The sequence below is a fragment of the Chitinophaga sp. CF418 genome (assembly GCF_900142925.1).
Lineage (GTDB): Bacteria > Bacteroidota > Bacteroidia > Chitinophagales > Chitinophagaceae > Chitinophaga.
On record NZ_FRCN01000005.1, the window covers coordinates 185,535 to 209,257 of the forward strand.

A 23,723-nucleotide genomic window follows, 5' to 3' on the forward strand; every position below is an offset into this window, starting at 1 on the left:
CTATTTTGGAAACTCCAAATAATAAAGGCTATACTATGAAGACATTGTTTCTACCGCTTTACCTGCTGGCCGCCGGTTTCCTTACACCGGTCTTCGCTGCTCAGCCAGAAAAGGTAAGCTACTCATCCGTAAGCGGACCATTACCCGCTACTCCTGCCGACACAAATCTTACCATGTTCGGGCGTGGCATGTATCCCGGGGACGACACCACTTATCAGAACTTAAGGCAGTCCGGTTTCAATACCGTGATCCTCTCCAGCTTTTACATTCGTGCCAATGGGGACGTTTATTCCGGTGATGACCACAGGAATCCTATCATACATGATGGCCAGTATGTAGGTAGCAGGGAGTGGCTTAAATATGTGGCCACGCTGAAGCAAAAGTCCTCCTCGGTAACACGTATTGAGATACTGCTCGAAGGCAGATGGTATAATCAGCCGCCCAATACCTACGACTACATCCAGGACTGGTATGATTCTACCCGGACTGTGGACGGCATTGTAACAGGGATCGGTCCCAACAGCACATTGTATAAGATCATTAAGGTGATGAAAGAAGACATCGGTGTGGATGCTATCTGTATCGATGACGAATCTGTTTATAACAGCGAATCCATCGCCAAACTGGGAGAATTGGCAGGCCGTCTTAACCTGCATATGACACTCTGCCCTTTCAGGAAAACAGAGTACTGGAAAGATATCATCTGCCGCTCTCAGCCGGGGCTGATAGATGCTATCTACCTGCAATGTTATGATGGCGGCAGGTTCAATGTTCCCGGTGTCTGGAAGACCAAACTGCAGACCGCTCTTCCGGTATACCCTATCTTCCTTTGCCGTGGTGCATTCAGTACCTGCAACCCCGTCCACAACAGTAAAACACCGGCAGAAATCAAATCTGAAATGATCAGGTTCAGAAAAGATTATCCTGAAATGAACGGAGGCGCTATCTGGCAGATGGCGGATATAAAAAACTATATTAAGAATGATTGCGCCGTGCAGTATCCTGAATCGGGTACTTCCACTTCGTTAAGCCAATATATCCTCGATCTCCGGAATGGTCTGAAGGAAGGGCTTAGTGAATGATCTTTTCTATAATTCTTTTAATACGGGCAAGCGTATTTTCTATCAGGCCTTGTGTCCACCAGACACAGGGCCCTTTTTTCTTAAACAGGTCAGGGCAGCAGTAATTTCGTTTTGATGATATCGTGGTAGGAATAAGCGCTCTTTATTTTAGATCCTTTCGTATCATTCATCACCAGTATATAGGTGCCTTTGAAATATTTCTGGATCTCCCTGATCTTTAATTTATTGACGATAAAACCTCTGTGCACCCGCAGGAATTCAGGTGGCAGGCGGTCTTCGAGATAACTCAGGGAGTATTCTATCAGCTTCTCTCCGTCGGGGGTATGGACGCTGACATATTTCTCCTTTGCTTCAAAGAAGACAATATCCCCGACATGCACCAGCTGGATCTTATCTCCCCTTTTCACGGGTATTGTACTGATCACATCTTTCACTTCCCGTTCACTGATCAGTCTCCGGATCTTCCCCAGTATATCCCCGTTTTCACCTTTACGCTGACCTATTCTTTTAATGGTGAGCGCAAGCCGCCCGTCTTCCACCGGCTTTAGCAGATAGTCCAGTGAGTTCTTCTCAAACGCTTTTATAGCATACTCCTCATAAGCCGTCACAAAAACGATCAGCGGTGTATATTCAAGCTGATTAAGCACCTCAAAGCCATTAAATGCCGGTATCTGTATATCCAGGAATACCAGGTCAGGCCGGTGATCATTAATAAATGCCACAGCAGCAGGGCCATCACCAACAGCCCCGATCACTTTGATGTGCGGGTAGGCAGACAAGGATTTTTTCAGGCGATGTATCGCCATCTCTTCATCGTCCACCAGCAGGGTGGTGATCTCTTCCTGGAATTGTGATCCGGACATATTTTTCAGGCGTATTATTCAGTTCTATTTTAAAATCATCTGCATACAGCAGTTTTAACTTGTTCATCACCATTTGCAATCCCATGCCCGACACCGGCGTATCCGGAAATGCCGGGCCGGAATCTGCTATGCGGATCAGCAACTGCGTTCCTTCCTGTAAGATACTCACATCAATGGAGCCACTGGTGGTACTCGTCTCGATACCATGCTTTACGGCATTCTCCACCACTGGTTGTAATATGAACGAGGGTATCTGCAGATGCAATGCAGCAGGATCAACGTCTATATGATAGCCCATCCTGTTCTCATACCGGATCTGTTGCATATGCAGATAGGTAGAGATGATCTCCAGTTCATCACGTACGGTATGGAAGGTAGCGCTGTCTTTGTTCAAAGTAAATCTGAAAAACCGCGACAACAGCAATACCAGTTCTTCTGCCTTCAGCGGGTCTTTTGATATCAGGCCTGCAATGGTGTTATGCATGTTGTACAGGAAATGCGGATTGATCTTTGCCCTTAGCAGTTCCAGCTCAAAGACCGTCTGCTGTTGCTCTAATTGCAGCACCCGGTATTGTTGGTGCAGGATCCGGGCATTCAGCATACTTTTCCACTCCTCACTCACATACAGCGGCATCGCCGTTACCATTACAATCAGAATGTTCAGTATGTAAGTGCTGCCACCCTCGAAAGCTACATACCGCTCCCCTGTCAGCAATGCCCTCATCAGGAAAGTGAGTTCAGAGCCCAGTAGCGCTGCCAATACCAGCAACACGATCATGATCATCACCTTTACAGGCTGGTAAGCGCTTAGAACGGTAAAATAGTGCCGGTGATAGATCGCCAGCATCATCAAAGAGCCGATATTCACGCTGGACAACACCGACACAATAATGCGTATTGGCCGGTGATCGTAAGTAAAATACAGATAGAGACCAAAGGCGGATCCGATAAGGATACAGATCAGTAAAGTTTTTATAACCAGCTGCATATTAATCTGCTTGAAGCACCTTCGCGCGCTTATAAAATAATTGCCTGTTGCCCAGCCTGATAAAGATAATGATAATGCAGGTCAAACCGGCCATAGACGGCAGGAACTGACTGTAAGGTTTAAACTGTGGCAGTACTGTACCGGTAAAAGCAGAAGCCAGCGCACTTAAAGCACTCAGCATTTTATAAACGTGCTCGTAGGGCATTGCCTTTTTGCGTGTATTGTCCGGCATCATGCCCCGGCAAAGGTCGTAAATGGTTACCATGAACAAAGAGCCTATGGTAGCGTAAATAATCACCGGCGCCCAATACAACCCCATAGCATACACATAATACAGGTAGTAGACAGCAGCCGCCATCACCATGACCGGCGCCAGGTAATCAACAAAAGCCGGTTTCTGCCCCTGCAGCCGGATGGTCCTGATACCACTGAAACAATTATAACCACTGAGCATGGTAATGACCAGCAGGAAAGTATTACGTTTAAATACAAATACACCGGCCAGTCCTGTTATGATCACAAAGATCATCATCCACATAAAATATCTTCCCAGCCAGCGATGTTTTTTAACCTGTTTATTAAAGATGGCAGCAGCCAGGCCACTCAGCAATGCCAGGATACCGGTACTAACGTGAATAGCAATGTTGATGTGATGTATCATTTCCATTAAATATTGATTGATATGACAAATCAACAGTACCTACGGGTGAATAGGAATGGAATTCCGACGAAATGGGATATTTCCGGATGAAGCGGACGGCTCTATATGGTTAAATATTTCTTAAAAAGGTCATTTATGCCCAGGAGTACTATCACCGGCGCATGGATCATATTATATTTAGGCTATAACTGAAATCCGACATATGCTGCACCTGGCAGATTTCGAAAAGTCTTACAATCACAATCCCGTCCTGCATATTCCCCGGCTTGAAATAAGGCCGGGCATTTACTGGATCAAAGGGGCCAATGGTTCCGGGAAGAGCACATTGCTGAAAGCGATTGCCGGTATTATTGATTTCTCGGGAGATATCCTGCTGGATAATACCAGCATCAAAAAGCAACCTGTCGACTACCGCAGGCGCATCAGCTTTGCAGAAGCCGAACCGGTATTCCCGGAGTTCCTGACCGGCAGGGAAATGGTGGCGCTCTTCATGACCGCCAGGCAGGCGCCCGCCGGACAAGAGGCGCCCTACCTGGAAAGCATGCAGATGCAGGCATATCTTGATCAGCCTTTAGGCGCCTATTCCAGTGGTATGCTTAAAAAGCTATCCCTGTTGCTGGCATTTATGGGCACGCCCAACCTGATACTGCTGGATGAACCACTGATCACTTTAGATACAGCGTCACTGGCTATTCTCTATGACTGGATAAAGGAACGGCAACAGACACAGGGTACCTCCTTCCTGTTGTCCTCCCATCAGCCACTGGAACAAAATACACTAAGCATCAGTGGTACGCTTCATGTAGCAGATAAAACAGTAAAATGGCTTCCCGGATGATCTCGCCACTATCAGTTGTACTGACCAAAATATTCTCCCGGGGCTTTTTCCGGGCAAATGCCGGATCACTATTGTTCTTCTTTGTAGTAGTGATCAGTTATTCCATCCTGATCACTCCTGCCGGCACCATGTCTCACGACACCTTTCAGCTATACGAGTTGATCGTGATGATGACGTTTATCAGCAACCCGGTGGCGATGACCGCGATTTTCACTGCCTGGCTGCTGTATACAGTAAAAAGCTGGCAATATGTAACAGGACAATTGACGGTCACTGAAAACGGCTTCCTGTACTATAGCAGCACCGCCCTCAGTAAATTCAGGCAACTCCGTAGCTGGTGGTGGATGCAGTTCGTGATCGCATTACCTATTACGGCTTATGGGCTGCTGTCGGTAGTATTCGGGATTGTCAATCACCACTATCTCCTGCCGTTTATCACCCTATTGTACCTGTTCCTGCTGATTACTGTCAGCGCAGCCCTCTATGTGTGGCTGGCCAACAGACTATCTACCGGTACCCCTGCGCCTATTACAATGCGGCTCCCAATACGCTGGAAGAAACCTTTTTTCAGCCTGTTCCTTTACCACATCCTGCATAGAATAAAACTGGGGGCTCTCCTGACCAAGGTATTCTCCCTTTTCTGCCTCGCCAGCGGCGCCTATTCAATGTTTTCCGGCAACCGGCTTGATACCCGTGTGTCCGGCCTGCTGGTACTGACCGCCATAACCGGACATCTTTACCTGATCTACCAGGAGCACCGTTTTGAAGTAATGACAATGGCCTTTTCCAGGACATTCCCTTATAGCCGCAACAGGCATTTCCTCTACATGACCTTTCGTTATTTGTTGTTATTGTTACCGGAGATCGTTTTCCTGGCTGCTACCACCCCTCCGCTGATGACCATCCTCCTGCTGGTATATGCCATCAGCACTATGTTATGCTTCCGGTGTCTGTTATATTGGCTGGGGTTAAATATGAATGTCTACCTTCCGGTAATTTTCGGGGTATATATTACCTTGTTCTGGCTGATTATGTATGGATATTTATGGCAATCCGCGGTTGTGATGCTACTCTTCGCATATGGACTCTTTTACTCCAGATATTATAAATTACCACCTATTGAATAATCAATAACTCCATGCTGTGTCTATAAAAAATATCATTTAAATGTCCTTTTAACACTTTTTATTATTATTTTGGAGCAATGAAAAACTCGATACTTATCAGCGCCTTTGCTCTTTTGAGTTGTGCTGCATTTGCACAACAAAAGAATGACTTCCACACCTGGGCTGCCACACCTCCTATGGGCTGGAACAGCTGGGATTGTTATGGTCCTACCATTACAGAGACCGAAGTAAAAGCCAATGCGGATTATATGTCGCGCAATATGAAAAAATATGGCTGGGAATATATTGTAGTAGACATCCGCTGGTATGTGACCAATGACAAATCCCACGGTTATAATGAAACCAATCCTGACTATAATATAGATGCATACGGCCGCTTCACACCGTCTGTTGCCCGCTTTCCTTCCGCTGCAGGCGGGAAGGGTTTTAAGCCACTGGCTGACTACCTGCACAGCAAGGGACTGAAATTCGGTATCCATATTATGCGGGGTATTCCGGTGATCGCTGTAAAGCAGGGACTGCCTATTAAAGGGAGTAAAGCGACTGCCAAAGACATCTACTCCGAAAATGACCAGTGCAAATGGCTGCACGATATGTACACCATCGTACCCGGCAAGGAAGGCTCACAGGAATATTACAATTCGATCTTCGAGCTGTATGCCTCCTGGGGACTTGATTTTGTGAAAGTGGATGACCTCTCTGCCCCTATTTATTTCACAGAGGAAATAGAAATGATCCGGAAAGCCATTACGCGTACCGGCCGTAAGATCGTATTAAGCACTTCTCCAGGGGAAACGCCGATTGCGCATGCAGCGCATGTACAACAACATGCCAATATGTGGCGTACTGTGAACGATTTCTGGGATAACTGGAAACCATTGAACGAGCATTTTGAAGTATTTGAACGTTGGAATCAGTGGCGTGCGCCAGGTGCATGGCCTGATGGAGATATGTTACCGCTGGGACGTATCGGTATCCGTGCAGAAGTGGGTAATCCGCGTATGAGTGCTTTTACGCATGACGAACAATATACCCTGATGACGCTCTGGTCCATTTTCAGATCGCCGCTGATGTTTGGTGGTAACCTGCCGGATAATGACCCTTTCACGCTTTCCCTGATAACTAATAAAAATGTATTGTCTGTCCTGAATAAGAGCAGGAACAATAAGCCTGTTCTCAATGACTCTACCAAGGCAATCTGGACAGCTGAACCGACTGACAAACCGGGTAAATACCTGGCTGTTTTCAATAGAACAGAACAGAAAATGCCACTTACAGTTGATCTGTCATCCTACGGCTTCCCGTCTTCCTGTACCGTTACGGACCTGTGGACGGGTAAAGTACTGGGAAAATTCTCCGGCACTTTTGCTCCGGACATCAATGCCCATGGAGCAGGACTGTACCTTATTACCGGAAAATAAGCTATATGCCCGTTGCCTGCCGTTTAAACTGATTGGGGCTCATCCCTACTTCTTTTTTAAACAAACGGGAGAAGTAGGGAGGATTCTCGAATCCCAGGTTATAGGCTATTTCCGCCACACTCTGATCAGCCGATTTCAGCAGGTTTTTTGCCTCTGAGATCAGGGATATATGTATCAGGTCTATGGCGGTCTTGCCTGTTTCCTGCTTCAGCAGGTCGCTTAAATAACGGGGAGAGACATGTAACTGTTCGGCCATATAGTTTACTGAGGGCAGACCCTTATCCTGTAAAAGGCCCCCGTTAAAATACTCCGCCAGAATAGCATTGAATTTAGAAACCATCTTACCGGCGATGTTGGCACGGTGAATGAACTGCCGTCTGTAAAAGCGCTCGGAATACTGCAGGATACTCGCGATATGCGACAGTATGATGTTCCGGCTGTATTCATCCTGGTTGTTATGATACTCTATCTCAATCTTTCTGTAGAGGTCCCAGATGATCTCTTCTTCTTTGGGAGACAGGTGCAACGCCTCATCTACTTCATAGTCAAAGAAGCTGTATTTTTTGATCTCCGAATGGAGAACATGTCCGTTGATGAAGTCTTCATGAATGAACAATAGAAAGCCGTCCACTTCAAATTCCAGTCCGATCATCTGTATGATCTGTCTTGGCTTGATAAAGGACATGGAACCATTCTGATGATCATACGCTGTTCTTCCATACTTGATGACCCCGGCTTTCAGTTTCTTGAACCCGATCATGTAAAAATCGCTGGTGAATTCGCGATCGCCTATGTTACAACTTTTGTCACAGCGAAAAATACTGAACAGCGGATTCTCAGGGGGAGCAAACCCATTCTCACGATGCAGGTCACTCAGGTTGCTGTAGTGTTTCATATGATCTGATTTAAAACCGGAACTATGTGTAGAACACAGTTCCGGCAAATATTGTTTTACGTTAATTTTATTAATGCCCGTGAGCGGTCAGGGACACATCCTTCCATTCCTCTATGCTGTCCAGGCGTTGTGCATACACCTCTTTTACAAGATTATACGCCACCTTACCAAACAATACGCGCAAGGGAGGATTAGGACTGTCTACCACTTTCAGGATAGCATCAACCGTTGCTTCTGGCTTACCCCACATATCAGGAGTAGTGCCTTCTGAGAAAGCCTGTTTCAACGGGCCATATAATTCCAGTCCCTGGGTCTGGGAAGCTGATGCGCCAGCCCAGTCTGTTGAATAGCCGTTAGGTTCTACCATGGTAACGTTGATCCCGAATTGTTTTACCTCTGTGGCCAGTGTTTCGCTCAGTCCTTCTACTGCAAATTTAGAAGCATTATACAAACCAAGCACAGGCAATGTTACCAGTCCGAGCACGCTGGATACCTGGATGATATGACCGCTTTTCTGTTCCCTCATCACCGGTAATACTGCCTGACTGAGCCAGAGAAGGCCGAAGAAGTTCGTTTCCATCTGGGCCCTTGCGTCCTCTTCGCTTGTTTCTTCCACTGCGCCAAATAAGCCGTAACCGGCATTGTTGATCAAAACATCGATCCTGCCAAAATGTGCTTTTGCTTTTGCTACGGCTGCAAAACCAGCCTCTCTGCTGTTTACGTCCAGTTCCAGGGCCAGAATATTGTTACCATATTGCTTTACAAGGTCTTTTAATGTATCAAGGTTCCTTGCCGTAGCAACTACTTTATCTCCTCTTTTCAGGAAGGCTTCTGCCCATAACTTACCAAATCCACGGGACGCACCGGTTATAAAAATTGTCTTTGCCATTGTATCAATGATTTAATGACACAAAGCTATTTCGGGCGCGTAAGCTTAATTTATACAAAAGTCGGGAATAAAGATACATTTTGACGTAAGGGTTGAGAGCACCTCACGTAACAATATGTTAAGAATCAGTTAATACAGGATACGCTTTAAACATCATCAGAATCTCTACTTTGCACGCCTTATTAAGCACCGGGGCTATATAAGCCTGCTATCGATCTTATGAAAACGTTCCACCAGGTGCGTATTTGCAATGAGACTTACCGACTACGATTGAGAAAACAACGGAAACCAGATATCATCTTACAGCATGGTGGCATAAGGCCATCATGCTGTTTTTATTCCGGCTCACTTACCCCGATGATCACCCCGAAATTACCATCTGTCTGTATCCAGTTCTGTGCCGGCAGATATGTTCTTGATACAAAACCATCCAGGTATAGCGCCTGCTTACAGTCCAGGCGTCTAAAGTAATCAGCGAAATCATAGAAATTGATACCCGACTTTGACATCGCAAAGACCAGCCTGCCGTCAGGCAGCAAGCCAACGCCATTCCGGACATTTACATTGGCAGAGCCTTTTTTAAAAGCAGGATGAATAATACCATTGATGAGCAGCATGGGTCCGGACTGTGTGGCGTACCCGATCTGCTTACTATATTTAAACTCAGAAGTGGTACATATGACAGCCTTCCTTTCTTTAGTGATGTACAGTACTCCGTTGGGCTTCAGATAAAAGTTCCCATTCCCGGATGTTGTATCCAGGGGAGTTTCTGCAACCTGCTGTCTGATAAAAAGTCCTACCGGTGATTGGTCAGGTTTAAACATACCGCCATTGGTTGCAAATACCAGCTTGAGATGTTGTTCTGCAAGTAAATCTTTCAGATGTTGAATACTGCTCAAAGGTTGCCCCTTATCGTCTTTCCAGTAAAAGCGGAGGTCCTGTATCCTGGGGTCCACGGTATAACTTACAATGTCATCGTCAATAGTATTCTTATGTATAATAGCGACGGCAATGACCGTTAACAAAACTAATGTCAGGGATAGAAAGGCTCGTTTCATATACCTGTAAATTATTAAAAAAGGCTCATACGTGTTGCAGCCGCCCGGTAAAAGAAAGCCAATTCTCCATCCTTTGCTGCATCAGCTGTTCTATCAGCACGACTGCCTGTTCAAAACGTTCGTCCCAGTCCCCCCGGACCTCTTCATAGGTAATACCGCTTTTCTTCAGCACACGGCGATGTGACAGATCTAGCAGATTCCGGTCGTCCTCCCCTAAGCGGGTTCCGTCCTGTATATAAGGGGCATCATTATTCAGGTAAAGATACAGGTCCGCTTTATTACTGTCGTAGATGGCCCTATCTAAATCCAGCAGCTCCCCGAAAGCATATTCGCCGTACGACAAGGTGATATGAATATCCGTATCAATGATCAGTAAAGGGCTCTCTCCTATTGCCTGCGCATTGATACGTCGGGCATGTTCTCTGGCTATCAGGTATAAGTCGCCGATCCCAAAATCATTGGAATCAGCTACGATATCCCTGCCTGCTTCCATCACGGCACTACAGTTAAAGTGAGCTGCCAGTCTGCCTGTCAGCGTCGTCTTTCCTGTCGACTCAGTTCCCAGCAGAACGACTTTTGTAATCAGGGAAGCCTTTACACTTTCCGGCAGGTATGCCCAGGTGGCAGGTAGATTCGCTCTTATTTTCGTTGCAGACACCGGAAACTGGTTTTTCTGCATATCAAAAGGTATATGTGTAATCCCCATATAACCGGCTACCAGTTCCCCATAAGGCTCGGATGTAACGACTATGTTATGATCAGGGAAAAGTTGTTTGAACTCCTTTGCCCAAACCGCTGATACGGATGCAGATGTTGCAGAAGTATTGGGCAATGAGTGCTCGTCATACTGGTATACCAGCACCTTTACCCGGGGCTCATCCCGGAAGGTAGCTTCCAGCCAGGATTGACGCAGCGCTGCGGGCAATACCTCCCGGTTACTGCAACAAACCAGTACTGATACAATATCGCAATGAGACAAGGCAAACCTGATCATGGCCTCATGTCCCTTATGAAAGGGCATAAATTTTCCGAAAACAAAGCCTTTACGCATACGCCATTTTTTTCCGCCATTGCAACAATCCGTAGGTGGCCAGTCCTAAAAACACTACGTATTCCAATGATAAAAAATAAACCCCTTTTATGAGATACAATACAACGCTCACTACATCTACCACAATCCACAGTATCCATGTCTCTATCCGTTTCTTTGCCAGCAGGAAAGTAGCCAGCATACTGGCCACCATCACAAAGGAATCCGCAAAAGGATAAGTGGCAGGTAATGGAAAATAAGCCGGCATCCAGTGATGGAACTGTTGAATAATTATGCCTGTCAGTATAGTGCCTGCCAGCAATGTTATACCATATACAACCACCATCCTGCCCGGCATACGGCTGATGGGTACTTCTTCCGTTTTATTTTGCCAGTTATACCAGCCAAAGACTGTCACCACCAGGAAGAAAACCTGTAACAGCATGTCGGCATACAACTGTATCTGGAAGAATAACGCAAACAAAGCTATCTCGTTGATAATGCCTGTAGGCCAGGTCAGTACATTGGCTTTTGACGCATAGTATACAGAGATCAATCCAAAGACCGTACCTATCAGTTCAATATAACTGATAGGGTATCCAAGTACACGAATAGCAATATTAGTAACGTCAAAGAAATTCATCAGAAGCTGTATTTAAATGCAACATACATATTCCGTGGCGCCTGTACAAAATACTTCCTGGTGCCGTCTGCTTCTACATATCCATCATTGTAATACTTAGCGCCGGAAATGTTATTGACAAAAACTGACAGGGTACAAGCGCCAAGTGTATACTGTGCCCGCGCATTCAGCAACACATATCCTTTTACAGCCGCTTCATTCGCAAAATCTATATACGCACGATGCTGATACCGGCCTGATACTGCCAGTCCCAGGTGCTGGTGGTGATAAGCCACCTCCTGGTTGATGATCAGTGCAGGCGTTAATATGGGACTGAAGGATGTTTCCTGCTCCTTAATACGGCTATGATTGAATGAAGAGTTGTTTGTAAAAGTGAAAGCATTCAGCTGGTAGGCCGCATACAACTCAATACCTGTACGGTAACTGCTTTTCACTTTATTGGTCAGCAGCAGTCCGTTGGGGCCTACCTGCCCGTTTAACACGATCTCATTTTTGAAATCCATATAATAGCCATTCAGGTGCAGGGTGAAATTGCGTTGCTGAAAACGTATGCCCAGTTCATGATCTACTACCGACTCTGCATCACGGTTGTAGATGATTGCCTTACCCGTACTATCGGCAGTGAGATCATCATTTCCTCCAAAGATGTCATTACGTGTCGGCTCCCTGCCTGTTCTTCCGGCACTGTAGTAAATACTCGCATGATCATTTACAGCGAAGCTTGCACCGGCTTTGGGATTCAGGAAATGCCAGTTCATTTTATCAAAAGCCACACTGCCTTTATAGTCAAAAGTGGTATAGCGGTATTGCAGATCTGCATACAGCGTAAAACGGTGCAGCGAATATTCAATTTTGCTGAAGGCACTGATTTCATTCTTGTAACCGTCATTCCGATATAACCTGCCCAGCCAGTTATCAGTACCGGTATGCTGGCGGGTATACAGGTTGCCATGTATGCCACTTGTCCATTTAAAGCGGTCGTAAGTCAGTGTGTAATTACTGAAGAACCCTCCAAAATGTGAGCGGAAGTCATAATTGAACAGGTTTCCATCACTTTCTAAACCAAGATAATTATTCAGGTCAAAATCATAGCCTCCTTTCAGGTAAGTGTAATACAGACTGGAGCTAACCGTCACATGGCTGGTAGGTTGCCACACGTTCTGCAATTGTACCAGTCCCTGGAAGAAGCGGTCCTTCTCATCTTTCGTATTGGCATTAGACTTCCGGTCCTTCCTGATCAGGGAATCTGCTACCGCCAGCCAGGCCATGCCATTCTGCTGGTGTCCGGCTACAATATTGAGCTTCCAGGTGCTTTTATCGTAATACAATCCTCCGCTGACAAATACAGACTGGGAGTTGTTGGATGAATGATATTTATAGCCTTCCGTATATACCTGCGAAGCGCGTACATACAATGATTTCCTGTTCCTGACGCTGCTCTGGTGCTCTGCGAATACCCTGAAGCTGTTGTAGGAGCCATATCCAATACCGAGATTGGTGCTGGCGGTATTCCCTGCCTCCGGCGAAAATAACTGTACACTACCCGCATAACTGGCAGCCCCGTTCTTGGACGTACCTACTCCCCGCTGCACCTGCAGGCGGCTTACCGAATTCAGGATATCCGGGTAATTGGAAAAATAGGCGCCCTGGTCTTCCGGTTCATTTAGCGGCATGCCGTCCAGGGTGGTGTTGATCCGGGTCTGGTCCATCCCTCTCAGACGGTAATAGGAATATCCCTGCATGTTACCGGCATCGGAATATACCGTAATGGAAGGCGTTTCTGATAAGAGAAAGGACGGCTCCTGGCCGGTGTTCTTTTCATCCAGCACTTTCATATTGAGGTTCTGGTATGTAACAGGGGTAGCGCTACCAGCCTGATAGGTAACTACGATCTCCTTTAAATGCTGACTGCTGTCTTTTCTGTTCGTTAAAGTATCCTGGGCATTGGCTAACAAAGGCAATAACAGGGCTGAAACAGTGATAGCTCTCACATGACTAAAAACGGGCATAGGTAAAAATTGTAATAATTACACAAATGTATTAAGACAGTTGAGAGATCGATTAACATGTTCGTGTTAGTTGTTAGGGTAAATGACACTCCGGGTGAAAATAATGTTTATATTTATCGTCCGGCGCAAGCTATGCCATACCATCAATCTCTACCTTAGAATGCTTTTTATCCCAAATATTACGATATGAAAAGCGATGCACCACTTCTCAACAAGCTGGAACAGAACAGACGGTTCCTGTTGGGTTATCACCTGGCTTTTGAAACGGACACGCAGAGAAAGAACTGGCGACAAATTGTGCTGCTATGGTTTTCCGCCGCCTCGGCTGGCCACCTGAGGGCGCAGTTCTACCTTGGCACCTGCTATGATTATGGCCGTGGTGTTGAGAAAGACCCTGCTATTGCGTACAAATGGTATTTAAAGGCAGCCCTGAAGGGCCATATGGAATCCCAGTATAATATCGGGTTCTTTTACCGGGAGGGCGAAGTAGTGAAACAGAACGATAAGAAAGCCGTCTACTGGTACCAACTGGCCGCTGCCCAGGGAGACACGGAGGCCGAAAGAGACCTGGGATATTGTTATTTCTATGGCTATGGCGTAAGGAAAGACGAGCAGAAAGCTGTGTTCTGGTATAAGAAAGCTGCGGCCAAAGACGATCCAAAGGCGCTTTACAACCTGGGACTGTGTTATAAACACGGCGATGGTGTCAGGAAATCCCAACGCTGGGCGAAATATTATTTCGAGCGTGCCGCCAGGCTGGGAAACAGTGCCGCCTCCATGCAATTGCGGGAAATCATGACCCACAGCCAGTATTCCTGAAAGCTCCCATCACCGGCTTCTACCCTATTCCACCCCCGCCAGTTGGCGGGAGCAGGTAACGTACAGTCTCTCTTCCTCCTGGTTCTTTGATCACCCATTCCCTGATCCCTGACACCCACCTGTGTAAAAAAAGCAAAATCTACGGGCCCCCTGACTTATATTAGGGTACGTTATTGTATCGTCCGCTTATATCATCACCTCTCCATAAATTATGACCATGAGATCTTTCAGCACGCTTGTACTGTTTCTCTTCCTGTTATGGCCGGGAATAGTAACAGCACAGTCCACAAAACTAATTACTAACCACATTGGATACGAGTACAGCAAATCCAAACACGCCATCATGATGGCGGAAAACAAAGTCGCCGTAGGAAATTTTGAACTGGTGGACGCCACAACAGGCCGGAAAGTATATACCGGGAAACCCGTTTACAGTGGTCCGGTCAACAAATGGAAAAACTGGCAGTTCTGGACCATCGACTTCAGTGATTATAAGACGCCGGGCTACTATTTTTTAAGGGCGATGACTGCCGGTCAGCCCGTTCAGTCTTATCCCTTCACTATCGGCAAAAATGTGCTGGAACAGGCTACCATCTCCGATGTGATTTATTATTTCAAAGGACAGCGAAGTTCCGGCCTGCTGGACCAGGCAGACCATCACTTATTGCTGTCGGGAAAGACAACCGATACCATTGATGCGCATGGCGGCTGGTATGACGCCACCGGCGACTATGGCAAACATCTCTCTCACCTTTCCTTTTCCAGCTACTTCAATCCACAGCAGGTATCACTTACCGTATGGAGCCTGCTGAAAACTTATGATCTGCTGAAAAAGAAACCGGGCACTGACTACAGGCAGTATATCCGGCGGGTACTGGACGAAGCCATGTATGGCGCAGATTACCTGGTACGACTGAAGGCCCCCAACGGTTCGTTCTACCGCTCCGTGTCAGCACCAGGTCCCGGCAAACTGGCCAGGGACCGCTCCATACAGGCGGAGAACAAAGGCTATAGGATCAAACAGTCCAAAGACCAGACCCTGGGCGCCGGCATTGCCACTGAAACCAACAACTGGCGCAGTTACCAGTCCAGTTACCGTTCCGGCGCCGGCCTCTCTATTGCCGCATTGGCGATAGCCGCCACTTATGATACCTCCGGTGAATACACCAACAAGGATTATCTGAAAGCAGCAGAAGATGCCTTCGCCTTCCTGGAAAAAGAGAATCCATTAATGACCAATGATGGCAAGGAGAATATCGTAGATGATTATTGCGCCCTTAGTGCCGCAACAGAGCTGTATAAAGCGACTAAGAAGCCCTTATACCTCGAGGCTGCTAATAAGCGCGCAAATCAGCTTATAAAGCGCCTGATCAGCAATGGCAAATACAACTACTTCAGGGCGGATGACAAAGACAGGCCCTTCTTCCATCCTTCTGACGCCGGATTGCCTATCGTTAGCCTGTTGAATTTCTATCCGCTGGCTACAGCTGACGTACAGGCATCACTGAAAACGACTATCCGGAAATACATGCAATATGAACTGGCGTTAACAGCCGAAGTAAACAATCCATTCGGATACAGCCGGCAATATACCGAAGACACCTCCGGCGTCAGGAAAACAGCCTTCTTCTTCCCGCATGGCAGTGAGGCTTCTCCCTGGTGGCAGGGCGAAAACGCAAGACTCGGTTCTGTTGCTACCGCCGCCAGAATGGCTGCACAGTTCTTTAAGGAAGACAACCCATTCCATGACAGCCTGGAGAACTTTGCCCTGAACCAGCTGAACTGGATACTGGGACTGAATCCCTTTGACGCCTGTATGCTGCAGGGAACGGGGCATAATAACCCTGCCTATGGTTTCTTTGGCACTTTTGAATATACCAATGCTCCGGGAGGCATCGTGAACGGGATCACTTCCGGACTGGAAAATGAGGATGATATAGACTTTAATCTGTCTTATGCTATGACAAAGAAGGATTATGACTGGCGCTGGGCGGAACAATGGTTGCCACATGCAGCCTGGTATCTGCTGGCTGTTGCAGTGAATGAATAATTATCCGTCCACATCAGGTACCCAGATAAAAAGAGCCTGTATCCAAAAGAATACAGGCTCTTTTAAATTAAATCCCCTTTATCACTAGTTCAGCAATTCTGCTAATTTCTTGTTCAGCGATTCTCCTCTCAGGTTATTTCCGATGATCTTTCCGTCAGGACCGATCAGGAAACCGGCCGGCACTGCTGTTACACCGTATAGTATGCCCGCTTCGTTAGACCATCCTTTCAGGTCAGATACATGGATCCAGGGTACGCCGTCTTTCTCGATCGCTTCTTCCCATTTCTTCTTATCACTGTCCAGGGATACTGCCAGGATCTCAAAACCTTTCTCCTTATACAGCTTGTACTGTTCCTTCAGGTTGGGGTTCTCCGCGCGGCAGGGACTACACCAGCTTGCCCAAAACTCCAGCAGCACTGTTTTCCCTCTCAGGTCTTTCAGTGAAACCGGATTTCCCTTCACATCTTTCATTGTAAAGATGGGCGCCACAGCTCCTTTGGTAGTCAGCTGTACCGACTTGATACGCTGATCCACTTCCTTCCCTTTTTTGGAATTACGATATTTCGCATTCAGTGCATTGTAGACAGGCGTGATCTCTGCCATATCCTTTTTAAAGGTCAGCGCTTCTGATAATGCCACCAATGCGAAAACGGAATTCGGATGTTCTTTCGCAAACTGTACCTGTTTCTCTGTCCTGTCAGCCACCCGCTGGCGGAACCGCTGATCAACAGCCTTTAAAAAATTGGAATCAGCCCGCTGTGCTTCCGTACCTGATGCAAAATCATAATTTGCATTTTTGGTAATAGACATGATGGTACCGCCGATCACTTTGTTATAAGCATCTTCCTCCTCATGTACTTTAGAACCGGTAAATACAGCATTGCTCAGAGAGTCTTTCGAGCTGATGACGATATTCTCTTTACCAAACTGGAAATAGATCACATCTCCTGTGTACACCGCCTTCATTTTCCCGTCTCCGTTATGTGCCAGCGCCATACGGCAGGTAGCTACTCCGGACAATTCTCCTGTAAATTTGAAGGTGCCGTCCACTACATCTACAGAATCTTCCCTGCCACCTCCGGCATTCAGGAAATCAGTGTAGTCGAGATAAACTCTGGCGGGTGCGTTAAGATGACCTATTTTACCTGTAATGGTAAAAGTGTTGGATTGGGCCTTTGCGAGCATGGGTAATAGCGCCACAAAGAGCAAAACTTGTTTTTTCATGGTTGATTTTAGTAAGTTGGTTGGTTTGCCTCTAAGCTAATAAATGAAAACAATAAAGATTGTTAACGAATATTAAAGCTATAAACATCTTCTTCCCGACTATACTGGCACCCCACATGGTGGGAGGGAAACCGGTTGCTTTTTCCATCAACTGTACGAGATCAAAACAATCTTTCCTCACATTTTCGTCAGGCACACCTTCCAGGAAGCTTGCTACTGTCTGTTGCGTTGGTTTGGTTTTTTGTTCTGCCATGTGGGGTTTATGCTTGTACATAAAGTTAGGGAAAAAAGATTGCCCCTCTCACCTGCAAAGACGAGAGGGGCAATCCTCAACTCAAAAACCACCAACTGATCACAGATAAGCTGATGATCAGCGGCTTATCTTTCAAAAATGACAAATTCAGTTCTACGGTTTGCCTGATGTTCTGCTTCCGGGCAATGCACACCATTTGCACAACGGTTGATCAACCTCGTTTCCCCATAGCCTTTTGCCGTCAGTCGCTTTTTATCAATGCCTTTAGACAGGAAATAAGCCAGGGTAGATGCAGCACGGCGCTGGGATAGTTTCATGTTGTAGTTATCATCTGAACGGCTATCCGTATGGAAAGACATATCCACTCTCCAGGATGGATTCTCCTTCATAAGATTGATCAGTTTATCCAGCTCTTTTGCAGCATCCGGACGTACGTCAGCCTTACCCAGATCGAAGTAAATGTTCTTCGGATTGAACTTTCCTGCCAGGTCTATCTTCGCAGGAGCGCCTACCCCCTTAGCAGGTACCGGATCTTTTGGTTTGCTCTCCACTGCCACCACTTCTATCTTCTCCAGATAGAGGTCGCGGTGCAATACTGCGGATTCAGTCAATCCTTTGGTAAGAACCGCAACCCCTGTTTCTGGTCTAAACAAGGCCTTTTCTCCATCCAGGCCATAAGCAGACAAACTGTCCAATGCAAAATGAAAATTACCTTCACTGTCAGTAGTTATATTCTTTACAGCGCCAGTTTCTTTATTACGCAGGGTGATCTGTGCCTCCCCCAATGGTGCATTCGTTTTCTTGTTCAGCGCTTTACCTTCCAGGCTGAAAACAAGGATCTTTGCAGGCGTGAAGCGATAGAGATCGTCACTACCTTTTCCGCCTTTCCTGTTGGAAGAAAAGTACATGGTGTTGGTACCGTTGTAGGCAGGAGCAAAATCGTCCTGCGCACTGTTTACCGGTACGCCCATATTTTGCACTTCCCAGGCGCCATTTACTTTGGCAGCTTTGAATATATCCAATCCACCCAGGCCAGGACGGCCATCCGTTGAAAAGTAAAATATGCCGGTACTGTCAAACATCGGAGAACGCTCATTGCCAGCACCGTTAATGCCAGGTCCCATATTAACAGGCAGTTGCCACTGGCCGTTCGCATCCAGCGAGCTATAATAGATGTCTGTTCCGCCATTCCCTTTCTCGCCATAGTCTGCTGCAAAATAGAGCGTCTTTCCGTCTGCGCTGATAAACGGGTCACCAACAGAATAATTAAAGATCTCATTATAAGGGAAAGCCGGGCCCTGTTGCCAGATGCCTTTATTCTCATCCCATTGCTGTGTTCTGAGTTCGATATTCAGGGTATAAGGCTGCTCTTTCCCCAACAGGCTGCCACGCTTTCTGGCCAGGTCGGTCACTGCATAATAACAGGTTTTTCCGTCAGCAGTATAACTGGCGTCAGCACTGTGGTAGTCGCCATTCACCGCACGGGCCATGAGCAGTACACTGCCGCTATCCAGCCCCTTACTTTCATAGAGGTGCAGATAACTGTTACCAGTATAACCGTAGTATTTTCTTTTGATGTTTGTGTTGCTGAAAAGCGCATCACGGCGCAGGGAGTCGTAAGGACGGTCAGAAGCAAAGATCACTTTCCCGTTCCTGAAGGCAGTGCTCCAGTCAGACCATTCACTGTTCAGTCCTTTCAGGTTTTCCATATCTCCCCTTACCGGAGCTGCCAGCCATTTCACAGCGCTGTCACAACCGGCTATCATGCTTTCCGCTATTTTATCACCAGGCGTTTTACTCAGGTAGCCTGTCAATACTTCTTTGGCAGCAGCATACTTCTCATTGTTCATCAGGATACCGGCATAATGCAGTTCATCTGCCGCAGTATGCTCTGGCATGGCTACCAGCTTTTCATACCAGCTTACAGCAGCAGGATAGTCTTTCAGTCGCCGGTAACTGTCTGCCAGTCCGCGGACAGCCTCCACGGTTTCTTTCTTCCTGTATGCTTTCTGGTATAATGGAATAGCGGAAGCATAGTTATATAATGTAGCCTGGTTGTTGGCCTCTTTGATAATATATTGTCCACTTGCTGTTTTAAACATTCCCATGACCAGCATAGTGCTTAACAGTGCAGGAAGGGTATAGTGTTTTCTATTCATAATGGCTAGAATATTCAGTTTTAATAAAGCAATGATTTCCCATCCTTAGAAATATCTTGGAGATAACATCCTTGCTTTTGGATTTGCCCACGTGTAAGTCAATGATACCTCATGCGTAGAAAAGCTGTTCGCTCCCGTACCATTCGTAGTCTGGTCATAAGCATAACCAATACGCAGCTTGCTGTTGATAAAGACATCTATCATACCAGCTATTGCACCAGACTTTGTCAGTGAGTTTTCAATGTCTCCTTTGTTAAAGACGGCAGTACGGTAGGAAGCCCCTATCCACAATTTCTCATGGAACAGGAAGAAGGCATTCAGGTCAGCACTGGTAGGACCTGCAAAATCTTCTTTTACCAGCAGGGAAGGTTTGAATGAAATATTCTCGGATACCGGTAATAAGCCACCTACAGTCACAAACAGGTTCGGTTTCAGCGGAAGGTAAGTCCTGAGTTTATCAGATTTCTGAAAAGAACCGGAAATGATATTATCCGCAGATACACCTGCAAACAGGCGCTCACTATTATAGAAGATGCCTACACGGGCATCCGGCATCATAGAAGTACCTTTGGCATTCATCAGCAGCGCATCGTTCTGTGAAGCGGGGTTCAGTGCTTTCAGGTCCAGCCTTTGTTGTATAAAGCCGGCGCTCAGACCGATAGCCAGGCGCTTGTTACCATCGGCATCCAGTGGAATGCGATATGCATAAGTACCATACAGGGCGGTATTCTTTTCAGCTCCCAGCTGGTCGTTCACTACCTGAAGCCCCAGTCCTACCCTGCCGTCATTAATGACGCCATCTGCTGCAGCGGAGAAGGTTTTAGGTGCGCCGGGCAATCCTGCCCATTGGGTACGGTAGAATACATTTACATTCCATTGCTCTTTATAGCCCGCATATGCCGGGTTGATGTACAACCCGTTAAACATATACTGGCTGAATTGTGCATCATGCTGCCCATGTGCAGACTGGAATGATAGGAAGAATACTATAGGTAGAATAATCTTGTAAAACTTGTTATTCATGATCTCTTTTTTTTACTGTTAAAAGGGAGTGGCATTCATTACAAGACTGCCGGCAGTTGCCGACAGTCTTGTTTTTACTGATGCTTATCGCAGCAGCATGATGTAACCATTGTAGGTATGCCATTGTCCATTTGCGTCCAGCCCCTTCAAAGTATAATAATAGGTGCCTGCGTTCAGTCCTTGTCCATCCCATTCGCCCTGGTAATGCTGCTTTCTGAAAAGCACATTATTCCAGCGGTTGTAGATCACGATCTCATTCTGCACGAATTTCTCCAGTCCTTTGATCACCAGTTTATCATTGCTGCCATCACCGTTTGGTGTGATCACGTTTGGCACTTCTACTTCATTCGGGATGATGTTCAGGTTTACTATCGCCACATTACTCCAGTTACCGTTCTGGTCTTTCACTTTATAGGTAAAGGAATCCGGACCTGTATATCCTTTTTCAGGAGTGTAGACAACAGTACCATCTTCATTTACTACAATTGATCCATGTGCAGGCTGTTGTACAATTTCCAGGGAAGCAGGATCAAGCGGTGTATTAGCATTTCCTGGTGTATCGTTGTTCAATACAGGAATGGTCACCGGATTATCCGCTCTTACATCACCCTGGTTGTCAGTAGCAGCTACCGGCAGTGGCGCTGGTGTAACAGGCGCCGCAGCACATGCCGGACAATCCGTTGTAGGATCAGGTGTTTCACTGGTCACGGCAGCCACATTCACCAAGCTACCGGTGAAACCTTCCGGCGTCAGTACTTTCACCTCATAAGTTACCACGGCCCCATTTGGCAACACTGTGATGGTTTCATCAAGATCACCGGTGCCATTGGTATTAGGCAGGGTGACAGTGCCCTCAGTCACAGTAGCTGTCCAGTTGCTGATGGTTGTACCCGCAGGTGCGATGTCTTTAATATTGACATTGGCTGCATCACCAGGACCATTGTTGGTAACAGTGATCACATAGGCGACTTCCTTACCAGCTACAAAGGTGGTCTGTGTAGCATCTTTCAGTCTTTTCACTGTTACAATGTCGGCACCTGGTGCAGGATTGATACCTGGTGTAGTGCTGGTATTATTTCCAGGAGTAGCATCTGTAGTGCTGCTCTGTACTGTTGCGCTATTGCTTAATGCTCCGGTGAAATTAGCCGGCGTCATAACAGTCACTTCATAGGTCACCACAGCTCCATTTGGTAAGGTCGCGATTGTCTCATTCAGATTACCGGTACCACTGGCACCAGGCAGGGTAACGCTACCGTTGTTTACTGCCGCGGTCCATGCACTGATTGTTGTACCAGCAGGCGCATCGTCTTTGATATTGACATTCTTCGCATCACTTGGGCCGTTGTTGGTCACTTTGATAGTATAAACAACTGCAGTACCAGGCGAGAAGGTAGTCTGACCGGCGTTCTTCAGTTGTTTCACTACTGCCACATCAGCTTTAGGTGCTGGTGTTGTGGAAGCGGAAGTGTTGTTGTTATTACCTTGTGCAGGATCGGTTGTACCACTTGTCACAACCGCTGTGTTGCTCAGGTTACCGGAGAAGGAAGCAGGTGTTTTCACTGTTACTTCATAGGTAACTACTGCACCATCAGGGAAGGTGGCAATTGTTTCATTCAGGTTACCGGTACCGCTGGTATTAGGCAGGGTAACAGTTCCATTAGTTACAGCCGCAGTCCAGGCACTGATGGTCGTACCAGCAGGCGCATCGTCTTTGATGTTGACAGTCTTCGCATCACTTGGACCATTGTTGGTCACTGTGATAACATATACTACATCTTCACCAGGTACAAAGGTTGTCTGACTTGCATCTTTCAACTTTTTCACGGTAACGATATCAGCGATAGCCGCAGGTGAGATAGCAGGCGTTGTGCTGCTGTTATCTGTCAGGTCATCATCCTGGCTGGTAGTCGTTACAGCAGCTGTATTGCTCAGATTAGCAACAAATGAAGCCGGTACAACTACAGTCACTTTATAGGTCACCACAGCTCCATTAGACAGGGTAGTAATGGTCTCATTCAGATTGCCAGTACCGCTGGTATTAGGCAACGTAACAGTACCTGTTGTTACTGTCGCTGTCCAGGAACTGATAGTTGTACCTGTTGGCGCATTGTCTTTAATATTTACATTTTTCGCATCACTTGGACCATTGTTAGTAACAGTGATGGTGTATACCACATCCTGACCAGGTGTAAAGCCAGTAGCTGTTGTTGTCTTAACTACAGATACATCTGCTTTTGACGCTGGTGTAGTAGAAGAAGAGGTATTGCTGTTATTACCCGGTGTAGGGTCAGTTGTACCGCTTGTTACAACCGCTGTGTTGCTCAGGCTACCCGTGAAAGAAGCAGGAGTTTTCACGGTTACTTCATAAGTCACTACGGCTCCATCAGGGAAGGTTGCAATTGTCTCATTCAGGTTACCGGTACCGCTGGTGTTAGGCAGGGTAACTGTACCTGCTGTCACAGCAGCTGTCCAGGCACTGATAGTTGTACCAGCAGGTGCAACATCATTCACATTTACAGTCTTCGCATCACTTGGACCGTTGTTGGTTACAGTGATCACATATACTACATCCTGGCCTGGTACAAAAGTAGTCTGGCTCGCATCTTTCAGTTTCTTCACAGTAACGATATCAGCGATAGCCGCAGGGGTGATAGCAGGTGTAGTGCTGCTATTATCCGTCAGGTCATCATC

At 46.7% G+C, this 23,723-nt stretch carries 20 protein-coding genes; 6 read left to right on the forward strand and 14 right to left on the reverse strand.

The window, feature by feature from the left end; translation table 11 throughout:
• Positions 1-35 precede the first annotated feature (35 nt).
• On the forward strand, positions 36-1,082 hold the full coding sequence (locus F3I09_RS13115; RefSeq protein ID WP_149695481.1) for a hypothetical protein: 1,047 nt from the start codon (positions 36-38) through the stop codon (positions 1,080-1,082).
• Between the two features lie 89 nt (positions 1,083-1,171).
• Here the strand turns inward: F3I09_RS13115 and F3I09_RS13120 are convergent, their stop codons facing one another.
• The 3 genes from F3I09_RS13120 to F3I09_RS13130 are packed head-to-tail and all read right to left on the reverse strand — an operon-like array spanning position 1,172 to position 3,600.
• The gene (locus tag F3I09_RS13120) at positions 1,172-1,945 is read right to left on the reverse strand and encodes a LytTR family DNA-binding domain-containing protein (protein WP_149695482.1); all 774 of its coding nucleotides are present in this window, start codon (positions 1,943-1,945) and stop codon (positions 1,172-1,174) included.
• A complete protein-coding gene (locus F3I09_RS13125) occupies positions 1,893-2,933 on the reverse strand; it encodes a sensor histidine kinase (RefSeq protein ID WP_149695483.1) in 1,041 nt (346 codons plus the stop codon). Before F3I09_RS13125 ends, F3I09_RS13120 begins: the two co-directional genes overlap by 53 nt.
• Position 2,934: 1 nt before the next feature.
• Positions 2,935-3,600 carry a hypothetical protein gene (locus F3I09_RS13130; protein WP_149695484.1) on the reverse strand — a complete coding sequence of 222 codons (666 nt, stop codon included), beginning with the start codon at positions 3,598-3,600 and terminating at the stop codon, positions 2,935-2,937.
• Positions 3,601-3,796: 196 nt separating this feature from the next.
• Between F3I09_RS13130 and F3I09_RS13135 the strand changes: the two genes are divergently transcribed.
• The 3 genes from F3I09_RS13135 to F3I09_RS13145 all read left to right on the forward strand — a co-directional run bounded on the left by F3I09_RS13135 (position 3,797) and on the right by F3I09_RS13145 (position 6,980).
• Entirely contained in the window at positions 3,797-4,432 is a 636-nt protein-coding gene (locus tag F3I09_RS13135; RefSeq protein ID WP_149695485.1) for an ATP-binding cassette domain-containing protein, read from the forward strand.
• Positions 4,429-5,559: a hypothetical protein gene (locus tag F3I09_RS13140; protein WP_149695486.1), complete on the forward strand. Its 1,131-nt coding sequence runs from the start codon at positions 4,429-4,431 to the stop codon at positions 5,557-5,559. The genes F3I09_RS13135 and F3I09_RS13140 overlap by 4 nt, the downstream gene beginning before the upstream one ends.
• Positions 5,560-5,636: 77 nt before the next feature.
• Complete coding sequence (locus F3I09_RS13145; protein ID WP_149695487.1) at positions 5,637-6,980, forward strand: glycoside hydrolase family 27 protein; 1,344 nt, start codon at positions 5,637-5,639, stop codon at positions 6,978-6,980.
• A 1-nt stretch (position 6,981) separates the two neighbouring features.
• On the opposite strand, the gene F3I09_RS13150 is transcribed toward F3I09_RS13145, so the two are convergent.
• The 6 genes from F3I09_RS13150 to F3I09_RS13175 all read right to left on the reverse strand — a co-directional run bounded on the left by F3I09_RS13150 (position 6,982) and on the right by F3I09_RS13175 (position 13,504).
• On the reverse strand, positions 6,982-7,875 hold the full coding sequence (locus F3I09_RS13150) for an AraC family transcriptional regulator (RefSeq protein WP_149695488.1): 894 nt from the start codon (positions 7,873-7,875) through the stop codon (positions 6,982-6,984).
• A gap of 70 nt (positions 7,876-7,945) precedes the next feature.
• Positions 7,946-8,764, reverse strand: a complete 819-nt coding sequence (locus tag F3I09_RS13155; protein ID WP_149695489.1) for an SDR family NAD(P)-dependent oxidoreductase — start codon at positions 8,762-8,764, stop codon at positions 7,946-7,948.
• 335 nt (positions 8,765-9,099) lie between these two features.
• Positions 9,100-9,822, reverse strand: coding sequence for a phosphodiester glycosidase family protein (locus F3I09_RS13160; protein ID WP_149695490.1), 723 nt, complete (start codon positions 9,820-9,822; stop codon positions 9,100-9,102).
• A 25-nt stretch (positions 9,823-9,847) separates the two neighbouring features.
• Positions 9,848-10,873, reverse strand: coding sequence for an AAA family ATPase (locus tag F3I09_RS13165; protein WP_149695491.1), 1,026 nt, complete (start codon positions 10,871-10,873; stop codon positions 9,848-9,850).
• On the reverse strand, positions 10,866-11,495 hold the full coding sequence (pnuC, locus tag F3I09_RS13170) for a nicotinamide riboside transporter PnuC (protein ID WP_149695492.1): 630 nt from the start codon (positions 11,493-11,495) through the stop codon (positions 10,866-10,868). The genes F3I09_RS13165 and pnuC overlap by 8 nt, the downstream gene beginning before the upstream one ends.
• Complete coding sequence (locus F3I09_RS13175) at positions 11,495-13,504, reverse strand: TonB-dependent receptor (protein ID WP_149695493.1); 2,010 nt, start codon at positions 13,502-13,504, stop codon at positions 11,495-11,497. Before F3I09_RS13175 ends, pnuC begins: the two co-directional genes overlap by 1 nt.
• A 186-nt stretch (positions 13,505-13,690) precedes the next feature.
• Between F3I09_RS13175 and F3I09_RS13180 the strand changes: the two genes are divergently transcribed.
• Complete coding sequence (locus tag F3I09_RS13180) at positions 13,691-14,323, forward strand: tetratricopeptide repeat protein (protein WP_149695494.1); 633 nt, start codon at positions 13,691-13,693, stop codon at positions 14,321-14,323.
• A 217-nt stretch (positions 14,324-14,540) separates the two neighbouring features.
• Complete coding sequence (locus tag F3I09_RS13185) at positions 14,541-16,373, forward strand: glycoside hydrolase family 9 protein (RefSeq protein ID WP_149695495.1); 1,833 nt, start codon at positions 14,541-14,543, stop codon at positions 16,371-16,373.
• Between the two features lie 84 nt (positions 16,374-16,457).
• On the opposite strand, the gene F3I09_RS13190 is transcribed toward F3I09_RS13185, so the two are convergent.
• The 5 genes from F3I09_RS13190 to F3I09_RS13210 all read right to left on the reverse strand — a co-directional run.
• Complete coding sequence (locus F3I09_RS13190; protein ID WP_149695496.1) at positions 16,458-17,597, reverse strand: TlpA disulfide reductase family protein; 1,140 nt, start codon at positions 17,595-17,597, stop codon at positions 16,458-16,460.
• Between the two features lie 31 nt (positions 17,598-17,628).
• Positions 17,629-17,850, reverse strand: a complete 222-nt coding sequence (locus F3I09_RS13195) for a hypothetical protein (RefSeq protein ID WP_149695497.1) — start codon at positions 17,848-17,850, stop codon at positions 17,629-17,631.
• 125 nt (positions 17,851-17,975) lie between these two features.
• Complete coding sequence (locus F3I09_RS13200) at positions 17,976-20,009, reverse strand: OmpA family protein (RefSeq protein WP_149695498.1); 2,034 nt, start codon at positions 20,007-20,009, stop codon at positions 17,976-17,978.
• A gap of 45 nt (positions 20,010-20,054) precedes the next feature.
• Positions 20,055-21,032: a type IX secretion system membrane protein PorP/SprF gene (locus F3I09_RS13205; RefSeq protein ID WP_149695499.1), complete on the reverse strand. Its 978-nt coding sequence runs from the start codon at positions 21,030-21,032 to the stop codon at positions 20,055-20,057.
• An 84-nt stretch (positions 21,033-21,116) separates the two neighbouring features.
• Positions 21,117-23,723: gliding motility-associated C-terminal domain-containing protein (locus F3I09_RS13210; RefSeq protein WP_188133793.1), on the reverse strand; the 2,607-nt coding region annotated here is incomplete at its 5' end.

Coding starts and splice junctions, on each gene's coding strand:
- F3I09_RS13180 (WP_149695494.1), top strand. CDS start 13,691: ATGAAAAGCGATGCACCACTTCTCAACAAGCTGGAACAGAACAGACGG.
- F3I09_RS13120 (WP_149695482.1), bottom strand. CDS start 1,945: ATGTCCGGATCACAATTCCAGGAAGAGATCACCACCCTGCTGGTGGAC.
- F3I09_RS13175 (WP_149695493.1), bottom strand. CDS start 13,504: ATGCCCGTTTTTAGTCATGTGAGAGCTATCACTGTTTCAGCCCTGTTA.
- F3I09_RS13135 (WP_149695485.1), top strand. CDS start 3,797: ATGCTGCACCTGGCAGATTTCGAAAAGTCTTACAATCACAATCCCGTC.
- F3I09_RS13140 (WP_149695486.1), top strand. CDS start 4,429: ATGATCTCGCCACTATCAGTTGTACTGACCAAAATATTCTCCCGGGGC.
- F3I09_RS13165 (WP_149695491.1), bottom strand. CDS start 10,873: ATGCGTAAAGGCTTTGTTTTCGGAAAATTTATGCCCTTTCATAAGGGA.
- F3I09_RS13195 (WP_149695497.1), bottom strand. CDS start 17,850: ATGGCAGAACAAAAAACCAAACCAACGCAACAGACAGTAGCAAGCTTC.
- F3I09_RS13190 (WP_149695496.1), bottom strand. CDS start 17,597: ATGAAAAAACAAGTTTTGCTCTTTGTGGCGCTATTACCCATGCTCGCA.
- F3I09_RS13145 (WP_149695487.1), top strand. CDS start 5,637: ATGAAAAACTCGATACTTATCAGCGCCTTTGCTCTTTTGAGTTGTGCT.
- pnuC (WP_149695492.1), bottom strand. CDS start 11,495: ATGAATTTCTTTGACGTTACTAATATTGCTATTCGTGTACTTGGATAC.
- F3I09_RS13125 (WP_149695483.1), bottom strand. CDS start 2,933: ATGCAGCTGGTTATAAAAACTTTACTGATCTGTATCCTTATCGGATCC.
- F3I09_RS13205 (WP_149695499.1), bottom strand. CDS start 21,032: ATGAATAACAAGTTTTACAAGATTATTCTACCTATAGTATTCTTCCTA.
- F3I09_RS13185 (WP_149695495.1), top strand. CDS start 14,541: ATGAGATCTTTCAGCACGCTTGTACTGTTTCTCTTCCTGTTATGGCCG.
- F3I09_RS13155 (WP_149695489.1), bottom strand. CDS start 8,764: ATGGCAAAGACAATTTTTATAACCGGTGCGTCCCGTGGATTTGGTAAG.
- F3I09_RS13150 (WP_149695488.1), bottom strand. CDS start 7,875: ATGAAACACTACAGCAACCTGAGTGACCTGCATCGTGAGAATGGGTTT.
- F3I09_RS13160 (WP_149695490.1), bottom strand. CDS start 9,822: ATGAAACGAGCCTTTCTATCCCTGACATTAGTTTTGTTAACGGTCATT.
- F3I09_RS13130 (WP_149695484.1), bottom strand. CDS start 3,600: ATGGAAATGATACATCACATCAACATTGCTATTCACGTTAGTACCGGT.
- F3I09_RS13115 (WP_149695481.1), top strand. CDS start 36: ATGAAGACATTGTTTCTACCGCTTTACCTGCTGGCCGCCGGTTTCCTT.
- F3I09_RS13200 (WP_149695498.1), bottom strand. CDS start 20,009: ATGAATAGAAAACACTATACCCTTCCTGCACTGTTAAGCACTATGCTG.